Source organism: Pseudomonas sp. W5-36 (genome assembly GCF_046540455.1).
GTDB classification, from domain to species: Bacteria; Pseudomonadota; Gammaproteobacteria; order Pseudomonadales; family Pseudomonadaceae; genus Aquipseudomonas; species Aquipseudomonas graminis_B.
In genome coordinates this window covers 581583-600406 of record NZ_JAXCIQ010000001.1, presented here as the reverse complement: position 1 = coordinate 600406, position 18824 = coordinate 581583, and the positions used below count along the sequence as shown (strand labels likewise).

The following is an 18824-nucleotide window of genomic DNA, read 5'->3' as shown; positions in this document are numbered from 1 at the left end:
GCTTCCCTGCACATTCGGTATGCCCGGACACGTCATCCGGGCAGCATCAGTATGGGTGCAAATAGAACAGGATGTTTCGCCCGCATCAATGTATTTGTCGCAGGCGTTCGCGCGGTTTTCAGGATTTTTCGAGATTGGCGAGGATTTTCGAATGAACGCGCATGCACATGAGCAATTCTTCTTCGTCGATGCCGGCAAACAACTCGTGGCGCAAGGCGGTGGCGATGGTTTCGATTTTCTCGATCAGCGGACGCGCGGTGTCACAGAGGACGATCTTTTTCGCCCGACGATCTTCGAGCACCGCCTGCCGAAGCACCAGTCCCTGATTCTCCAGGCTGTCCAGCAGCCGGGCCAGGGTCGGGCCTTCAACGCCCACGCTCTGGGCGAGTTCACGCTGGGTGGGTGGCGTTTTGAAACGAGCCAGATGCAGTAACACCAGCCAGCGCGCCTGGGACAATCCCAGATCAGCCAGCCGGCGATCCAGCTCCGCGCGCCAGCCCCGGGACATATGGGCCAGTTGCATGCCAAAGCGATGTTCTTCGGTTAACGGCATAGGTAACTCGATGGTTAAAGGCGAATCCTAATTAATAGGCAGCTAACCATGGAGACAGTGATGAGGCAAGCGCCCGGGCGTGGTGATTCGTCGCAGCGGCGAGGAGGTGCCGGGATGCGGCGGGTATGCCTTCGGGTTGCTTGGGGTTATTTGAGTGTGCTGCCTGTCGAGGTTGCGACGGGTCAGACCTCAAACTCCGACTGCAACGCCGCCCGCACGCAATACAGCACGCCCTCGGGTACGCGCCCGGTGAACAGTTCGGCAATGGCGGCAACGGGGGGCAGCTCGCCTTCGCCGTCGAGAAACGCATCCTGAATCTCGGTCATCAGGTCCTCGGGCAAATCCAGCGCCTGATCCAGGGAAAGCTGCTGTTTGCCAATGGCTTCAGCGAGCATCGTGTAGACGTTTTTCTCCGAGCATTGCAGTTGACCGGCGATCTGCATCGGCGTCATGCCGGCGCGGGCGAGGCTGATGAGCTCATGCCGCACATCGGCGACCACACGCGGCGCCGGTGAAGCACCGCCGAGCACTTCAAGGAACGCCTCACCATAACGCTCCAGCTTGCGAGCGCCCACACCGCTGACCCGGCCCATGTCGGCCATGGACCCCGGCTGGCTGCGCAGCATCTCGAGCAGGGTTGAATCCGGGAAGATGACGTAAGGCGGCACGCCATGTTCTTCCGCCAGCTTGCGCCGCAAGGCACGCAGCGCTTCCCACTGTTCGCGCTCTTCGCCGCGCACCAGTTGGCTCGCCGGGCTGCCGGAGGCTTTCGCGGTGGTCTGCGGTTTCAGGTCACGACGCAGCTGCAAAGTGACTTCGCCACGCAACAGCGGCCGGCAGGTGTCACTCAGGCGCAAGCCGCCGTAGCCTTCCAGGTCAATGTCGGCCAAACCACGCGCCACCAGCTGTCGGAACAATGAACGCCATTCGCCTTCGCTGCGGCTCTTGCCGACACCGAACACCGCCAGCTTCTGATGACCGAAGCTTTGAACCTTGTCGTTTTCCTTGCCCAGCAACACGTCGACCAGATGGCCGACGCCGTAGCGCTGGCCGGTTCGATAGATCGCTGAAAGCGCCTGTCTCGCGGGTTCGGTGGCGTCCCAGGTCTGCACGCCGTCGACGCAGTTGTCACAATGCCCGCAAGGGTTGGGCATGATTTCGTCGAAGTAGGCGAGCAGCGACTGACGCCGGCAGCGGGTTTCTTCACACAGCGCCAGCATGGCGTCGAGCTTGTGCTGCTCGACGCGCTTGTGACGCTCGTCGCCTTCGGAGTTCTGCAGCATCTGCTTGAGCATTAAAACGTCTTGCAGACCGTACGCCATCCACGCATCGGCCGGCAGGCCGTCCCGCCCTGCCCGGCCAGTCTCCTGGTAATAGGCTTCCAGCGATTTGGGCAGATCCATGTGCGCCACGAAGCGCACGTTGGGCTTGTCGATGCCCATGCCGAACGCGATCGTGGCGACCATGATCAGGCCTTCCTCATTAAGGAAGCGCCGTTGATTGCCGGAGCGGGTCTCGATGGGCAAGCCGGCGTGGTACGGCAGCGCCGGGTAACCGTTGTCGCTGAGGAACGCCGCAGTCTCTTCGACCTTCTTGCGCGACAGGCAATAAACGATGCCGGCGTCGCTGCGCCGCTCGGACAGAAATGCCAGCAACTGCTTGCGTGGCTGTTCCTTGGGCACGATGCGGTAAAAAATATTCGGGCGGTCGAAGCTCGACAAAAAGCGCTCGGCGTTCTGCAGGTGCAGACGCTCGACGATCTCTTCACGGGTGCGCTTGTCGGCCGTGGCGGTCAGGGCGATACGCGGCACGTCCGGAAACAGCTCGGCCAGTTGGCCCAGCTGCAGGTATTCAGGACGGAAATCATGACCCCATTGCGACACACAGTGGGCTTCGTCGATGGCGAACAGGGCGATCTTGAGGTTTTGCAAAAACGACAGCATGCGCGGCTGGACCAGACGTTCCGGTGCCAGATACAGCATCTTGATTTCGCCCAGACGAATGCGGTTAGCGAGGTCGCGCTGCTGCTCGGCGCTGAGCGTGGAGTTCAGTGCGGCGGCTGAAACACCGAGTTCTTCCAGCGTTGCCACCTGATCGTCCATCAGCGCGATGAGCGGCGAAACCACGACCGCAAGGCCGTCGCGCAACAGGCCCGGCACCTGGAAACACAGGGATTTGCCGCCGCCGGTGGGCATCAGCACCAGTGCATCACCGCCACTGGCCACGCGCTCGATAATGGCACCCTGGCGACCACGGAAGCTGTCGTAGCCGAAGATGTCTTTAAGTACGCGTTGAGCCTGGTCGAGCATAAATACCCCGGATGGTGCCGCAACAGCGGTTGAGAATCGCTGTGGAAATCGCAAAGCGCGGCAGTATACCGGAGCGCTCCGACAGATTGGACCGCGGTGACACCGGCGGTCGAAATTTACCGGAATACCGATTCCAGTGGCCTCGCCGCTGGCGCCGGGCGCCCTCAGGGCCTAGAATTCAGCATCGTTTATTCCCAAGGTAGTCTGTCAATGTCCTTCGCTGAGCAATTACACCGCCTGCAAGCCTTCCTCGATGCCGATGAGCTGCATGACGAAGCGCTGGACTACGTAGCCGCCCACGGCTATCTCACCGCGCTGTCCATTTGCGCCGAAACCGTTCCTGATCGCGAGTGGATCGACGCACTGTTCGCCGAGCCTCCGCACTACGCCGACGAGGCGCAACACGAGGAAATCGAATCCACCCTGATCCAGCTCAAGGCGCACATCGCTCGCCAGCTGGCATCGGACGAGGAGTTCGAATTGCCGTGCGATCTGGACCTGGGCGATGACCCCGATGACTCCGAGCTGCGTGGCTGGTGCATCGGTTTTATGGAAGGCGTGTTCCTGCGCGAGTCGGCCTGGTTCGAGAACGACGAAGAGGAAGTCAGCGAGATGCTGCTGCCGATCATGGTCGGCTCCGGTCTGTTCGATGAACAGCCAGAGTTCGCCGACATCGCCGCTGACGCCAACCTGATGGACGACATGATCGTGCAGATCCCGGAAGCGCTAACCGCGCTGTACCTGCTGCTGCAAGCCCCGGATGAAAAGCCGGCTATCCTCAAGCCGCGCCATCACTAAGCCCGACCATCAAGTCTCGGCGTTAGCGCAGGAGAAACGTACGAGCCGACGCCGGCTCGTACGCCCCCTTCCCCGCTACTTGTGTTTCTTGTCACTCTTCTTGAATGCCGCCTCGATCGCTTCGTTGATCGTGCGCAGTACCTTGACCCGCGCCCAGCGTTTGTCGTTGGCCTCGACCAGCGTCCACGGTGCGATTTCAGTGCTGGTGCGATCCACCATGTCACTCACTGCCTCCCGATACAGCGGCCACTTGCTGCGGTTACGCCAGTCATCCTCGGTGATTTTGTGGCGTTTGAACGGCACCTTCTCCCTCGCCTGAAAACGCTCCAACTGGGTTTTGTCGTCGATCGCCAGCCAGAATTTCACCACTACAACCCCGAAGTCGGTGAGCTGCTCTTCGAAGTCGTTGATCTCGCTGTAGGCCCTTAACCAGTCAGCCTCGGAGCAGAAGCCTTCGACCCGCTCGACCAGCACCCGTCCATACCATGATCGATCGAACACGGTGAATTTTCCCCGCGCCGGAATCTGCCGCCAGAACCGCCACAGGTAAGGCTGAGCCAGTTCATCCTGACTGGGCGCGGCGATCGGCACGATGTGGTACTGCCTTGGATCGAGCGCGCCGGCGACACGTTTGATCGCGCCGCCCTTGCCCGCTGCATCGTTGCCCTCGAACACCGCCACCAATGAGTGACGGCGCATGCGTTTGTCGCGCATGAGCCCCGAAAGCCGCGCCTGCTCGGTGATCAGTTGCTCGTCGTAATCGTCTTTTTCCAGCGCCAGGGTCATGTCGAGGTTGTCGAGCAGGCTCAGCTCATTGCTGTTGTTGGGCAAAGGGCCGAGTCCGACAAGATGGGTTGCCCCTTCAGGCGTCTTCAGGGCGTTTTGCAAACCTTCGAGCAGCAACCGGCCGACGGTCAGGCTGCGGTAGTTCGGGTCGACGCCTTCGATGACGTGCCAAGGCGCATAGTCGCGACTGGTTCGGCGCAGCACGCGCTCGCCAAAACGCACGAAGCGGTCGTAGGTCTTCGACTGCTGCCAGTCCAGCGGGCTGATGCGCCAACTGTGCAGCGGGTCATCCTTGAGGGTTTTGAGGCGCAGCTTCATCTGCCGCTTGGACAGATGAAACCAGAATTTGAAAATTACAGCGCCTTCGTCGACCAGCATCTTTTCCAGTCGCTCGGCACCGTTGATGGCCTGATCCAGCACCGGGTCCTTGAACTGCTTGTGCACCCGGCCCTGGATCATCTGGCTGTACCAGTTCCCGAAAAACACGCCGATCCGGCCCTTCGGCGGCAACTGGCGCCAGTAGCGCCAGACCGGTGGATGGGCCAGTTCTTCATCAGTTTGTTGATCGAAGGTGCGCACTTCGATGTAGCGCGGGTCCATCCAGTCGTTGAGCAACTTGACGGTCTCGCCCTTGCCGGCGCCTTCGATGCCATTGATCAATACGATGATCTGGCGCTTGCCTTGCTCATGCAGTTCGTACTGAGCCTCCAGCAGCGCTTCGCGCAGGGCCGGGACTTCAGCGTCGTAGGTTTCGTCGTCGATGGTGTGGCCGATTTCAGCGGATTCGAACATTCAAGGCTCCCTTCAGGATCGGTCAAGACTAGCAGGCGGCAGGCAGCGCCGATGCAGGTTATGACCGCCAACCGCTGCGATGGATCACTGCTGCGGGAAACATTCGGTTGCAGGAGAAGCGAGGCGGCACCGCGGCGGCGCCACCTCGTTCAGCCAATTACCAGCCCGCGCGGTACAGATCCGTCAACTGTCTGAGCATCAGTGCTTCAGCCCCATCGCGCTCGGCGATGAGTGCCAGACCTTGTCGGTGGTACTCGTCGGGATCAGCTGGCGGATGTTCTTCCAGCGCTGCCATGCGCGCGCGCACTGACGCGGTGGCCGACGCGAGGGCTGACTCGTGGCCGGATCGCAGTCGCGCGTTCCACTGTTGATTGTCGACGGCAAACTGCAGAAAAGCCGGGCCACGCTCTGCTTCCAGCACACGACCCCGAGCCTCCAGCAACGCACCACGGTCAACCGCTGCTAGGCGCGCCCAGACCATCCGGTAAGGCTGACCGGGCAGCCCGAGGTCGTCCGCCAGTCCGACCCGGTACGCCAGTCGCACCTCGGCATGATCCAGCGCCATCCCCAGACTTTCGCGCCGGGCAATCTCCGCATCCGCGATCGCCTGCACTTCGTTGAGGCGAAAGAGCTGACGAATCACCCCCAGCAACGCGTCCGTGCGCTGACTTTCTGCGACATCCCGCAGCGATCCATGGCTGTATACCGCCACTTGAATATCACTGAAGATCAGCCGTGCCCCGTCCTGACAGGTCTGGTTGGCGCCAAACAGACGGTCGTTGGCCATGACCTCGATCTGCCCGCGCAACACCGCATCCTGCGCGGCCGTTTCCAGAACGGTGAGCACCTCACTGGCAAGCTCGGCGTGGAACTGGCGGAAATCCGGGGTTTCTCTCAGCCGCTGCAACAGCACCAGCAGATGAGGCGCGTCGGCGGCGTGTTCAACCTGAGTCCACGCCGCGAGCAACCGCTGATTCAGCACATCCTCACCCGGGCGCAACCACACCTGAGCGGAGGGTCTGGCAGCACCGGCGCTTGCACCGGCGCGGTGGCCATGAGACTCGCCTTCGTCATCCGATACCTCGGACTCTGTGTCCATCGGCGCGCCTTCGACGTGGATCTCGCGAATGTCTTCGGGAAAATCGTAGTCGAGCTGGTAGCGATGACCGTAGCCGGTGTCGTTGCGCCAGTAATCCTCGAGCGACTGGTGGGTAAACGGGTTGTTGTAGGCGTAGATCACTGTATGGCGGCCATGGTCCTGCGGGTTCTCGATGACTTCGGCGGCGACCTCGGTAATGTGGTTGTCACTGATGTCCAGCTCGCCCAGCCCCAGCGTATGGGTCCATTCCGGCCATTGAGTGAGGCCCGTGTTGTTGATCCACAGGGTCGAGAGGCGCAGGCGGCTGGTGTCGGTGAAGTCGCCCAGACGGCTGCCAGCCAGGCTCAGCGAGTCCAGCGCAGGTATATCCATCAACGTGTTCATGGCGGGCTGCTCCAGCGTCCACGACAAATTTTCCAGCGACAGGTGCTGCAGGGAGTGCAGCTGAGACAATCCGTCCGGCAGCGCGGCCAAACTGCCGCGCACGTTCAGGTGAGTGACGTTCGGAAAGTTGGCCAGAAACGCATTTGCCCCGGAAGTATCAAACTGAACGTTATTGAGCTCGATCTGCGTGATGTCGGCATAGAAACTATGCAACGGCGGCAATTCCGGAATGACCAGGTGCTCCAGCGTCAGCCAGCGCGACCCCCGGGGAGCATCCCCATGGCTGTAACGCCACGCCCGACCCAGCACGTTGGCCACCCGGCGCCGCGCCAGCCGTTCACCGTCATTGAGCAGCACGCTGATATCGTCGGCCTCCGCCCAGGCGATCAGGCTCATGTGCAGGTGGTCATAGGCGGACGCACGGGCGTGCGTCGCGGCCAGCAATTGCTCCAGTGATCGCCCGCGCCGAGCCATGGCCCGCAGCTGATCCGCCAGCTCGACACTCTCCGGATAGAGGTGCGTCATTGCCTGGAGCAATTGCTGTTGAATCGCACCTTCGGCCACAGGCAACCCGCGTCCGCTGAGTGGATAACCGATGCGCCCGTCCAGTAAACGCTGCGGCGGCCTGAACTCGGTGGGTAACGTCCATTGCCCCAACTGCTCGGCCGCCCATTTCGGTTGCGACCGAACCCAGTTGAAGACACGGCGCTTGAAAGCGCGCACGCCGGTCTGCGGGTCGTTGAGCCCCATCGCCTGGCGACTGCTCTCGGGCAGCGCGCGCAACAGCGCGGAAAACAGACTGCCTTTTCCCCCCGATGCCTCAGCGGCCTCTACCTGAAAGCCTTTTTCGCCCTTGATCAACACACGTTGCCGGGTGGCATTCTCGGCGCCGATGCTGTCAAGTAACGCGCCGGTAGCGTCGCCGCTTCGTATCTCAATGCGCACGTCGGCGGGCCATCCCGGGAACGTCGCGAGGCTGCGCAACGTCAGGCGCTGAAGATCGTCATTGGCGGTGCTGGGGGTCAGGAAAAAGCCTTCCAGCGCGCGGCTCATGCGGGTCTGACGCAAATGCCCGCGTACCTTTCCGGCCATTTCCAGCGGGATGCGCCGGGTGTCCAGCATGGCCAGCCGCTGCTCGGCACCGGCCTCAGCGATCAGAGCCTGGCTGGAAGCCAGGGTGAGCGACGGGAAATCGCGTCTCAGCAGTGCAATCAGCGGGTCGTTCGACTGCTCGCTGGCGAGGTATGCCGCGTCCAGGGCCTGGGCAGAGTCGGCCGCCTGCTGACTGAGCCGAAACCGCTTGGCAGTGTCGATCAGCGCTGCGGGCGCGGGTTGCTGACTGATGTGCAATGCGGCCAGACACTCTTCGTCGACGCCGCTCACTGCCATTATCCGGCTGACGGATGGTTCGTCGATGTCTGCGAGTTCGGGGTGCAGACGGCGCAGGGCCGTGCCTACGTCAGTCAGGCGCAGACGACCTGCAGCGTCCCGGGCCGGAAGGCTGCGTTTGATGAACGACGGAGGCTGCGACCCAGCGGATTCTGCGGCCATTGCGCCCGTCGCCGCGCCCGCGGCACCCAGCGCGCCTATGAATGCCAGGTTTTGCGCGACACTCCCCAAGTGATCCAACGCCTCATCCATATCGCCATGGCGCCACGCTTCAATGCCTTCGAAGGTCTCGTCGAGCAACTGCGCACCCGCGACCACCATCATGACTTCACCCAGACCGGGAACGAACAGCGCGGCAACATTCAGCGCGTCCATGCCGTAGTCCAGCCATTCAGCGAGGCGTTGCTCCCGGGTTTTCTGGTCCTCGTCATCGGTAGGGACCGCGAGTAAGCGAGCGTCGTCCTTCAGTCGCAGCATCTGATACAGGTAGAAAACATCACCCAATGCGCCGCCCACCTCGATGGCTTCCAGATCGATAAAAGCAGTCTGATCCACCTCCGAAACGCTGATCAGCTGTCGGTGAAAACCGTTGCCACGGGCGACGCTGTGCAGGACATGGGGCGCCAGTCGTTCGTGCAGACGCTTGAAGAAAGCCGACTTGCTGCGCTGGGGAATAAAACGATCAAAGTAGCGCTGATACACCTCGGAACGCAGTTTGGTCCTCAGTGCCTGTGTGAAATCTTCCAGGGATGCATAGGACTGAATCGCACCATCAGGCTCGCCTGGCAGGTAAACCACGCAACGCGTCTGACCGGCGGCTTTGAACAACAACGCGTCGCGCAACCGGCAGCCCAGCAGTTGCAGGCTAGACACCTGATCCGCAGGCCCGTAGGCATTGACTTGAAGCAGCATCTGGTACTGGGCCTCATCAATGGCGCCCTTGAGGCGTGCGATGTGGGAATCGACCCGCAAGGCCAGACGGGCGTGCTCGATCATGCGCGCCTTGATGTCATCGCTGTCCAGGCTATCTGGCACGTCCGGCCTCGCGACGGGGTGCAGTACATGGTGCAGGTGCCGCTGATACTGGCCGCCCAGATCAAGCCGGCGGCACAGCTCGATGAAGCGACCGGGGCTGACACCCAAGGGATGAACGTTTTCCGTCCCCGCCAGCGCATCCGACGCGCCGCCAATGATAGCCGAGGTGCTTTCGCGATCAGCGTCCGTCGCTTCGACCTCTTCGAAATTCTGCAGCGCAGCGGCCAGCAGCGGACGCGTGCTGGAACCCTGAGGCGAAGCGCGACCTGTCAGCCAGTCACGCTGGAATCTGGCGTGAAAGAAGTGGTCACGGTCGACATCCAGACCCGGACCGAATTCGGTGTCGAGGGCCTGAGTCAGCAACGGCCGCGCAAACGACGGCAGGTCCTGAATGCGCAGGAGAACCTGATTGAGGTGTTCGCGGGCGGCTTGCGCGAAGGTCATGTCCCGGCGCAGCGCGTCGCGCATCGCCGGCGTCGCCTGGATAAACCATTCCGGCAGCGTGTTCCGAATGAATGAAGCAGTGAGAGCCAGACTGGCGGTGTTCATGTGACGTCCTTGTTTCTGCGTGTGATCAAAGGCGCATAGATAAACAGGAACGCGCCCGCAAAGTGGCATACATATGTAGTGCACCGCCCACCGGACGCTGGAGTAACATCGCCACCTTGCCCGCCCCGAGCCGAACATGATCACCACTGACCACACCCAGATCGCCAACGCCCAGATTGACTGGGACGAACACGGCAATCCGCATTCGCGGGTGTTCTCCGACGTCTATTTCTCGACCCAGTCGGGCCTGGATGAAACCCGCCATGTGTTCCTGACCCAGAACGAGCTGCCCGAACGCTTTGCCGCTTTGCCGGCGGGCGGGCGGCTGGTAATCGGTGAGACCGGCTTTGGCACCGGGCTGAATTTCCTGTGCGCCTGGCAGCTGTTCCACGCCAACGCAGTCGCAGATGCACGGCTGCATTTCGTCAGCGTCGAAAAATACCCGCTGAGCCGTGCTGATCTGGAGCGCGCGCTGAATTTGTGGCCCGAGCTCAAGGTGCTGGCGGATCAATTGCTGGGCCGGTACGTGGCGGTGCATCAGGGCTTTCAGCGGTTGGTGTTCGATGGCGGGCGCGTCACGCTGACCTTGCTGATCGGTGACGCGCTGGACATGCTGCCGCAACTCGACGGACAGATCGACGCCTGGTTTCTCGACGGTTTCGCGCCCGCGAAAAACCCGGAAATGTGGACACCCGAGCTATTCGCCGAGCTGGCACGGCTGGCGGCACCGGGCTCGACCATCGGCACTTTTACCAGCACCGGCTGGGTGCGCCGGGCACTGAACGCAGCCGGTTTCAAAATGAAGCGCGTGCCGGGCATCGGGCATAAGTGGGAGGTACTCAAAGGCCGCTTCATCGCATGGCCTGAAGACGTGCCAACGCCTCCGCGCGCCAAGCCCTGGTTTGCCCGGCCCAGTTCCCTGCCACGTCTACTGCCCCGTTCACCAGACACCCCTCGCACAGCATTGGTGATTGGCGCAGGGCTGGCCGGGTGCGCCACGGCGGCGAGCCTGGCGGCGCGCGGTTGGCACGTCAGTCTTCTGGAGCGCCATGGTGATCTGGCGCAAGAAGCATCGGGCAATCCACAAGGCGTGCTTTACCTGAAACTGTCGGCCCATGGCACCGCGTTGTCGCAGCTGATCCTGAGCGGGTTCGGTCACACCCGACGCTTGCTGGAGCGCCTGCAACGGGGCATCGACTGGGACGATTGCGGCGTGCTCCAACTGGCCTTCGACGACAAAGAGCAGGCGCGTCAGGCGCAACTGGCTGAGGCGTTCCCCGACGATCTGCTGCATGTACTGGACCGGGCTGACGCCGAGTCGCGGGCCGGTATCGTGTTGAAGAGCGGCGGCTTGTTTTACCCACAAGGCGGCTGGGTCCACCCACCGGCGTTGTGTCGTGATCAGGCCAGCGCAAGCAACATCAAGCTGCTGACTCACAACGATGCGATCAAGCTGCGGCGGGACGGGCCGCTGTGGCAAGCGTGGGATGGCGAGCGTCTGCTGGCTTCTGCTCCAGTCGTCGTGTTGGCGGGCGCAGCCGAGATCAAACGCTTCCCGGCCAGCGCTGACCTTCCACTCAAGCGTATTCGGGGGCAAATCACCCGACTGGCTGCCACGCCCGACAGCCAGGCCTTGAAGACTGTCGTCTGCGCCGAGGGTTACGTGGCGCCCGCACGCGGCGACGAACACACGCTGGGCGCAAGCTTCGCCTTCAACAGCGATGACCTGACGCCGAGTACGGCCGAACATCTCGGCAATCTCGAGCTGCTGCGGGAAATCTCCGAGGACCTGACCGAGCGGCTGAACGCCAATGGTTTGCCCGCCGAGGACCTGCAAGGTCGCGCCGCATTTCGCTGCACCAGCCCGGATTACCTGCCCATCGTCGGGCCACTGGCGGACCGGGCGGCATTCCTTGAGACGTACGCCGTGCTGCGCAAGGACGCGCGCCAGACGCCGGATACCGAATGCCCATGGCTGGACGGTTTGTATGTCAACAGCGGTCACGGTTCACGCGGCCTTATCACTGCGCCGCTGTCCGGCGAACTGATCGCCGCCTGGCTGGATAACGAACCCTTGCCCCTGCCGCGAAGCGTAGCCGAAGCCTGTCATCCCAATCGGTTCGCGCTGCGAGGGCTGATTCGCGGGAAATAGCAAAGCCTGCGGTATCGGGTGTCCCGCGCCCGTCATCGCTATCCGACGCAACTTCTTTGTCCTGCCGAAGATCCACTGCTTCGCCGGCTACATCGGCTCCGGTCAAACCGTTATCCTCCAGCCCATCCCTTCAATCAGGTGCGTGTCGATGCTGCAAGTCCAGGGTGTGTTCAAGAGCTATGCCACGGCCCAGGGCCCTTTGGCCGTTTTGCGTGGCGCGGACCTGCAACTGGATCAGGGTGGCAGCCTCGCGTTGATGGGTGAGTCGGGCAGCGGCAAGAGCACGCTTCTGCATCTGGTGGCCGGGCTGGACAATGTGGACACGGGCAGCATTGAGATTGCCGGACAGCGTCTGGATCAGATGAACGAGGCGCAACTGGCCAACTGGCGGCGCACGGAAGTCGGTCTGGTGTTCCAGCAGTTCAACCTGATCGGCAGTCTGAAGGTAGAAGACAACCTGGCATTTCAGGCGCGTCTGGCCGGGCGCTACCAGCCTGAATGGCAGGCCGAACTGACTGAGCGGCTGGGCCTGGGCGCGCTGCTCAGGCGCTATCCCGAACAACTCTCGGGCGGCCAGCAACAGCGCGTTGCGATCGGACGCGCCCTTGCTTCGCGCCCCGCCCTGCTGCTCGCTGACGAACCCACCGGCAACCTTGACGAAGCCACGAGCGATGAAGTACTGCAACTGCTGCTGGACCTTCTGGCCGACAGCACCACCAGCCTGTTGATGGTCACCCACAGCCCGAGGGTGGCGGCACGATTGCAGCGTCAGGCCGTGCTGCACCTGGGCCGTCTGGTCAGCGAAGGCGAACGCTGAAATGCCTGTCTTCTACTGGACCTTGAAAGCGCTGCTGAGCCACTGGCGGCGCCACCCCGTTCAGTTTTTCAGCGTGCTGACCGGCCTGTGGCTGGCAACCAGCCTGCTGACCGGGGTGCAGGCGCTGAACAGTCAGGCCCGTGAAAGCTACGCCAAGGCCAGCCAGATGATCGGCGGCGAGCCGCAGAAGATTCTGGTCTCGCCCAACGGCGCCAACTTTTCCCAGGACCTGTTCGTAACCCTGCGCCGGGCCGGATGGCCGGTCTCTCCCGCACTGCGCGGGCGCGTCACCCTCAAAGAGGCGCCGGAGCAACGTCTGACCGTGCTCGGCATCGAGCCGGTCTCGCTGCCGGTGAACACCGCGCTGGCAGGGCAATCCCTGGACACCGCGCAGATCGTCGACTTCTTCACCCCTCCGGGCACCACCTGGATTTCACCGCAGACCCTTGCCGCCCTCGGTCTCCATGAAGGCCAGCAGCCGGTCACCGACTCCGGCAAGGTACTGCCGCCATTGCGCGCGAAAACCGACATGGCGCCGGGCGTACTGCTCATGGACATAGGCTTCGCTCAGCAACTGCTCAACCAGCCGGATCAGATCTCGCGGCTGGTGCTGCCAAAGGACTTTGCGGATAACGCCCCCGCCCTGCCGGCCGAGCTGAATGGCGAGCTGGTGCTGCGCAAAAGTGGCGAAGACAACGATCTGGGCAGGCTTACCGAAAGCTTCCACCTGAACCTCGACGCCCTGGGTTTCCTTTCGTTCGTGGTCGGACTGTTCATCGTCCATGCCGCCATTGGTCTCGCGCTGGAACAGCGTCGCGGGCTGCTGCGCAACCTGCGCGCCTGCGGGGTCAGCGCAAGCGGGTTGATGGTGAGTCTGGTGGTCGAGCTCGGCGTGCTGGCCCTGCTCGGCGGCATAGCGGGTGTCATCAGCGGTTACTGGCTGGCGAGCGCGCTGTTGCCGGACGTGGCGGCGAGTCTGCGCGGGCTGTACGGCGCTGAAGTCGCCGGCCACCTGAACCTTAGCGTCTGGTGGTGGCTGAGCGGTCTGGGCGTCAGTCTGCTCGGCGCATTTCTCGCGGGGGCCAGCAGCCTGCTGCGTGCCGCGCGCCTGCCTTTGCTGGCGCTGGCGAATGCCCAGGCGTGGCATGAAACCCATTCCAAATGGCTGCGACGCCAGGGCTGGGTGGCCGGAATATCGGCGTTGATTGCCGTATCGGCCGCGCTGTTTGGCGACAGCCTGGCACTGGGCTTCGTGCTGATGGCGAGCCTGTTGTTGAGCGCGGCGCTGGGGCTGCCGGTGCTGCTTAATCTGCTGCTCGACGCACTGCTGGGCAGGAGCCGTTCGGTGCTGGGTCAGTGGTTTCTCGCTGACTGCCGACAGCAACTACCGGCCTTGAGCCTGGCGCTGATGGCCTTGCTGCTGGCAATGGCAGCAAACATCGGCGCGGGCAGCATGACGTCTGGCTTCCGCCAGACGTTCACCCACTGGCTGGAACAACGCCTCGGCGCCGAGCTGTACATCAATCCGCAGAACCCGGCGCAAGCCGCGCCGCTGCAGCAATGGCTGAGCCAGCAACCGCTGACGTCCGCCGTGCTGCCCAACTGGCAGGTTTCGTTGCAACTGAAGGGCTGGCCGGCCGAGCTGTATGGGGTGATCGATCATCCGCACTACCGCCAGCACTGGCCGCTGCTGGAGTCGGCAAGCGGTGATGCCTGGAAGCAACTGGCGCAGGAAGACACGCTGATGCTCAGCGAACAACTGGCCCGCCGCCTGGACGTCAGCGTTGGCGATGAAGTAAAACTGCCCGCGCCCGACGGGCCGTGGCCGCTGCGCGTCGTTGGCATTTATGCCGATTACGGCAATCCCAAGGGCCACGTGCTGGTGAACGCCGAGCACCTTCTCAAGCATTGGCCGCAGCTGACACCCAACCGCTTCAATCTGCGCATCGATCCCCGCGCCATCCCGCAACTGCTGCGGGTGCTGCACAACAAATTCACCATCGACGACAACCGCATCGTCGATCAGATCCAGCTCAAGGCCTGGTCGCAACAAGTCTTCGAACGCACCTTCGCCGCCACGGCTGCGTTGAACAGCCTGACGTTGATGGTGGCCGGAGTCGCCTTGTTCATCAGTCTGCTGACCCAGAGCCAAAGCCGCCTCGCGCAACTGGCGCCGTTATGGGCGCTGGGTGTGACGCGGCAGCAATTGATGCTGCTTAATCTGGCGCAGACCTGGCTTCTGGCGGTGCTGACACTGGTGCTGGCAATTCCGCTGGGGCTGTTGCTGGCCTGGTGCCTGGACGCCGTGATCAACGTGCAAGCGTTCGGTTGGCGCCTGCCACTGCAAGTGTTCCCCATGCAGCTGGTGCGCCTGACGCTGCTGGCAATGCTCGCCACACTGCTGGCGTCGGCCTGGCCGCTCTACCGCCTGTACCGCACCCGCCCCGCTGATTTGCTGAGGACTTTCGCCAATGAAGGTTAAAGCCCTGCCCCTGATCACCGTTCGCCTGCAGATCGTCGCCCTGCTGATGCTCGGTCTGCTGCTGAGCGGCTGCGACGACAAACCCGAAGAAGAAAAAGGCTTCGCCGGCCTTGCCGACGACGCCTCAAGTTACGCACGGGTAACGCCGGGCAAGCGGTTCGAGTTTCCCGACGATCACGGCCCCCACGCTGATTTCCGCATCGAGTGGTGGTACGTCACCGCCAATCTGAAGGATGCCGACGGCCAGTCGTTCGGCGTGCAATGGACGCTGTTTCGCAACGCCCTGCCCCGCGCAAAAGGTCTGCAGGGCGATGGGGCTGGATGGAGCAACCGCAACCTGTGGATGGGACACGCGGCGGTGACCTCCCAGGACGAGCACTTCGCAGCGGAACGCTATGCCCGTGGCGGCGTGCAGCAGGCCGGCGTGACATTGGCGCCGTTCGCGGCCTGGATCGACGACTGGTCCTTCACCAGCCAGTCCGCCAGCGATGACCCGCTGGCGGATATGCAGCTGCAGGCCAGCGGGCCACAGTTCAACTACCGCCTGCGCCTGAAAGACACCAAGCCTTTGGTGCTGCAAGGCAAACAGGGCTTTAGCCAGAAGTCCGAGCAGGGGCAAGCGTCGTACTACTACAGCCAGCCGTTCTTTCAGGCGGATGGCAGCATCGAGATCGACGGCAAAACCTACCAGGTGTCCGGGCCTGCATGGCTGGATCGGGAGTGGAGCAGTCAGCCGCTCACCGATAATCAAACGGGCTGGGACTGGTTCTCGCTGCACCTGGGGGATGGTGCCGAAGTCATGCTCTACCGCATGCGGCAAAAGGACGGCGAACCCTACCTGACCGGGACGTGGATCAACGCCGACGGCAGCACCGAACAACTGGCGGCGGCAGACATAGCGCTGGCACCCGAAGACACCACTGACGTTGAAGGCCGCGACATGCCCACACGCTGGTCGGTGAAAATCCCGTCCAAGGCCGTGGACATCGCCGTCGAAGCGCTCAACCCACAGGCGTGGATGAACTTGCAAATTCCCTACTGGGAGGGACCGGTGACCATAAGCGGCAGCCACGAGGGCGTGGGGTATCTGGAGATGACGGGCTACTGACACGCCGCCGCGATAGACCCTGATAAGCCTCTAAAGTTTCTTGGTCGCTGCCGATAAACAAAGAATCGGACAGTGAACCCGATACCCCAACCCCGTCAGGCCAGGACGCCTGCTTCAATAGCGTCTGGAGCCTCAATGCCTACATTAAGCTTGAAAGATATGCAGCTGGATCTCGAAGATTCGGCGGCTTACTTTGACTCTCTGTCGCAATTTCTCGAAGGTCATGCCATCTACCTGAAGGCTCAGAGAGTTGTGTGTCGACAAGAGGACCTCATGCTCCTCGAAAGTCACGCCGGTAACCTTGCCAACTCGGTGCAGTACATCAAAAGCGCTGCTTTACGGATCGCCAACCGCTCGCGTTGACTCGGGCGAGGTATGCGCTCCCAAGACATGACGTGGGGACGCTTCTTGGACCTATGAGCGAGTCGACACCCCACGAAAAACGTCGTCAGTGATTGAAAACCCGGGCACACCTCCCTCGCCTGCAATGTTTTTATTGAACGATCCACGCCTGCCGGTACTCGATAAAGCTAGGCCGCTGACGGCAGCGCGCCCTGATGATGTGTCTGCGCCATAAGGAAGTGGGCTCAGGTCAGGGCTGTATATCCACGCCGGGACAGGGCCCAAACGTTACTGGCTGAGTGCATTGCGCAAGCTTGGGATTTGACAGCGCAGGATGTACGAAACGCGCCATACGTACGCAACCACGTGCCTGATGCCCGGTGTGAACCCGGCCTTCATCGCCGCGCAATCCCAGTAACGCCAAACACGCCGAAAACATAAAGGGTTTAGGACAGATGTGCGGATTAGCTGGCGAACTACGCTTTGACAATCAACCTGCGGATCTCGCCGCAGTAGAACGTATCACCCATCATCTCGCGGCTCGCGGCCCGGATGCGTGGGGATTTCACAGCCAGGGGCCGGTTGCCCTCGGCCATCGTCGCTTGAAAATCATGGACCTGTCGGACGGATCGGCGCAGCCGATGATCGACAGTCACCTGGGCCTGTCCCTGGCCTTCAACGGCGCCATCTACAACTTCCCGGAACTGCGTGCCGAACTCGAAGGCCTCGGCTATCAGTTCCATTCCGGCGGCGACACCGAAGTGCTGCTCAAGGGCTATCACGCCTGGGGCGCCGACATGCTGCCCAAGCTCAACGGCATGTTCGCGTTCGCCATCTGGGAGCGCGACAACCGTAGCCTGTTCATCGCCCGCGACCGTCTTGGTGTAAAGCCGCTGTATCTGTCGCGCACCGACAAGCGCCTGCGTTTTGCTTCTGCCCTGCCGGCTCTGCTGAAAGGCGGCGACATCAGCCCGATGCTCGACCCGATCGCACTCAACCATTACCTGAACTTCCACGCCGTAGTGCCTGCACCGCGCACCCTGCTGGCGGGGGTTGAAAAACTGCCGCCGGCGTCGTGGATGCGCGTCAGTGCCGAAGGCAAGATTGAGCAGAAAGTCTGGTGGACGCTGCCCTATGGCCCGCACGCCGACGAAGCGAATCTGACCCTTGAAGACTGGCGCGACCGTGTGCTCGACAGCACGCGCGAAGCCGTTGCCATCCGTCAGCGTGCTGCGGTGGACGTCGGCGTGCTGCTGTCCGGTGGCGTTGACTCGAGCATGCTGGTCGGTTTGCTCCGCGAAGTGGGCGTGAAGGATCTGTCGACCTTCTCCATCGGCTTCCAGGATGCCGGCGGCGAACGCGGCGATGAGTTTCAGTATTCGGACCTCATCGCCAAACACTACGGCACCAACCATCATCAGTTGCGCATCAAGGAAAGCGAGATCATCGAGCAACTGCCCGCCGCGTTCCGTGCGATGAGCGAGCCGATGGTCAGCCACGACTGCATCGCGTTTTATCTGCTGTCCCGCGAAGTCGCCAAGCATTGCAAAGTGGTCCAGAGCGGTCAGGGCGCGGACGAGTTGTTCGCCGGTTACCACTGGTACCCGCAAGTGGACGGCACCAGCGACCCCTATGGGGCCTATCGCGATGCGTTCTTCGACCGCAGCTACGCCGAATACGCCGAAACCGTTACGCCGAAGTGGCTGACGGCGAATGACGCAGCCGGTGATTTCGTGCGCGAGCACTTCGCGATGCCGGGCGCTGATGCCGCAGTGGACAAAGCCCTGCGACTGGACAGCACCGTCATGCTGGTGGATGACCCGGTCAAGCGCGTCGACAACATGACCATGGCTTGGGGCCTCGAGGCGCGCACCCCGTTTCTGGACTATCGACTGGTCGAGCTGTCTGCCCGCGTTCCCGGCCGCTTCAAATTGCCCGACGGCGGCAAGCAAGTGCTCAAAGAAGCCGCGCGTCTGGTGATCCCGTCAGAAGTCATTGATCGCAAAAAAGGTTATTTCCCGGTACCGGGCCTCAAGCACCTGGAAGGCAACACGCTCAACTGGGTGCGCGATCTGCTGCTCGATCCAAGCCAGAACCGCGGGCTGTTCAACCCGGTCATGCTCGACAAACTGCTGACAGATCCGCAGGGTCAATTGACGCCACTGCGCGGCTCCAAGCTGTGGCAGCTCGCAGCGCTGAACCTCTGGCTCAGCGAACAAGGACTCTGAC

General features: G+C 62.3%; 11 protein-coding genes. 7 read left to right on the top strand and 4 right to left on the bottom strand.

All coding sequences use genetic code 11. The features are described 5' to 3' along the window. Positions 1-118 precede the first annotated feature (118 nt). Both SLW74_RS02825 and recQ read right to left on the bottom strand, forming a co-directional pair. A complete protein-coding gene (locus SLW74_RS02825; protein WP_065986915.1) occupies positions 119-553 on the bottom strand; it encodes a MarR family transcriptional regulator in 435 nt (144 codons plus the stop codon). Positions 554-735: 182 nt separating this feature from the next. Then, a complete protein-coding gene (gene recQ / locus SLW74_RS02820; protein ID WP_410928080.1) occupies positions 736-2862 on the bottom strand; it encodes a DNA helicase RecQ in 2127 nt (708 codons plus the stop codon). A gap of 210 nt (positions 2863-3072) precedes the next feature. Between recQ and SLW74_RS02815 the strand changes: the two genes are divergently transcribed. Further along, positions 3073-3660, top strand: coding sequence for a YecA family protein (locus SLW74_RS02815; protein ID WP_192135458.1), 588 nt, complete (start codon positions 3073-3075; stop codon positions 3658-3660). A 75-nt stretch (positions 3661-3735) separates the two neighbouring features. On the opposite strand, the gene pap is transcribed toward SLW74_RS02815, so the two are convergent. Together pap and SLW74_RS02805 are read right to left on the bottom strand one after the other, a co-directional pair. Beyond that, entirely contained in the window at positions 3736-5238 is a 1503-nt protein-coding gene (gene pap, locus SLW74_RS02810) for a polyphosphate:AMP phosphotransferase (protein ID WP_065986909.1), read from the bottom strand. 157 nt (positions 5239-5395) lie between these two features. After that, positions 5396-9694 carry a dermonecrotic toxin domain-containing protein gene (locus SLW74_RS02805; RefSeq protein WP_410928079.1) on the bottom strand — a complete coding sequence of 1433 codons (4299 nt, stop codon included), beginning with the start codon at positions 9692-9694 and terminating at the stop codon, positions 5396-5398. Positions 9695-9830: 136 nt separating this feature from the next. Here SLW74_RS02805 and mnmC point away from each other — a divergent pair, with 136 nt between their 5' ends. The 6 genes from mnmC to SLW74_RS02775 all read left to right on the top strand — a co-directional run bounded on the left by mnmC (position 9831) and on the right by SLW74_RS02775 (position 18823). Next, complete coding sequence (gene mnmC, locus SLW74_RS02800; protein ID WP_410928078.1) at positions 9831-11846, top strand: bifunctional tRNA (5-methylaminomethyl-2-thiouridine)(34)-methyltransferase MnmD/FAD-dependent 5-carboxymethylaminomethyl-2-thiouridine(34) oxidoreductase MnmC; 2016 nt, start codon at positions 9831-9833, stop codon at positions 11844-11846. Positions 11847-11994: 148 nt separating this feature from the next. Next, positions 11995-12663, top strand: a complete 669-nt coding sequence (locus SLW74_RS02795) for an ABC transporter ATP-binding protein (RefSeq protein ID WP_065986903.1) — start codon at positions 11995-11997, stop codon at positions 12661-12663. Between the two features lies 1 nt (position 12664). Beyond that, on the top strand, positions 12665-15145 hold the full coding sequence (locus SLW74_RS02790; RefSeq protein ID WP_410928077.1) for an FtsX-like permease family protein: 2481 nt from the start codon (positions 12665-12667) through the stop codon (positions 15143-15145). Then, positions 15135-16253, top strand: coding sequence for a lipocalin-like domain-containing protein (locus tag SLW74_RS02785; protein WP_410928076.1), 1119 nt, complete (start codon positions 15135-15137; stop codon positions 16251-16253). Before SLW74_RS02790 ends, SLW74_RS02785 begins: the two co-directional genes overlap by 11 nt. 135 nt (positions 16254-16388) lie before the next feature. After that, complete coding sequence (locus SLW74_RS02780; protein ID WP_410928075.1) at positions 16389-16616, top strand: hypothetical protein; 228 nt, start codon at positions 16389-16391, stop codon at positions 16614-16616. Positions 16617-17050: 434 nt separating this feature from the next. Further along, positions 17051-18823, top strand: coding sequence for an N-acetylglutaminylglutamine amidotransferase (locus SLW74_RS02775; RefSeq protein WP_410928074.1), 1773 nt, complete (start codon positions 17051-17053; stop codon positions 18821-18823). Position 18824 lies beyond the last annotated feature (1 nt).

Excerpts from the sequence above, each read along its gene's own strand:
- SLW74_RS02780 (WP_410928075.1), top strand. The coding sequence starts at position 16,389 with ATGCCTACATTAAGCTTGAAAGATATGCAGCTGGATCTCGAAGATTCG.
- SLW74_RS02825 (WP_065986915.1), bottom strand. The coding sequence starts at position 553 with ATGCCGTTAACCGAAGAACATCGCTTTGGCATGCAACTGGCCCATATG.
- SLW74_RS02805 (WP_410928079.1), bottom strand. The coding sequence starts at position 9,694 with ATGAACACCGCCAGTCTGGCTCTCACTGCTTCATTCATTCGGAACACG.
- mnmC (WP_410928078.1), top strand. The coding sequence starts at position 9,831 with ATGATCACCACTGACCACACCCAGATCGCCAACGCCCAGATTGACTGG.
- pap (WP_065986909.1), bottom strand. The coding sequence starts at position 5,238 with ATGTTCGAATCCGCTGAAATCGGCCACACCATCGACGACGAAACCTAC.
- SLW74_RS02775 (WP_410928074.1), top strand. The coding sequence starts at position 17,051 with ATGTGCGGATTAGCTGGCGAACTACGCTTTGACAATCAACCTGCGGAT.
- SLW74_RS02790 (WP_410928077.1), top strand. The coding sequence starts at position 12,665 with ATGCCTGTCTTCTACTGGACCTTGAAAGCGCTGCTGAGCCACTGGCGG.
- SLW74_RS02785 (WP_410928076.1), top strand. The coding sequence starts at position 15,135 with ATGAAGGTTAAAGCCCTGCCCCTGATCACCGTTCGCCTGCAGATCGTC.
- SLW74_RS02815 (WP_192135458.1), top strand. The coding sequence starts at position 3,073 with ATGTCCTTCGCTGAGCAATTACACCGCCTGCAAGCCTTCCTCGATGCC.
- SLW74_RS02795 (WP_065986903.1), top strand. The coding sequence starts at position 11,995 with ATGCTGCAAGTCCAGGGTGTGTTCAAGAGCTATGCCACGGCCCAGGGC.
- recQ (WP_410928080.1), bottom strand. The coding sequence starts at position 2,862 with ATGCTCGACCAGGCTCAACGCGTACTTAAAGACATCTTCGGCTACGAC.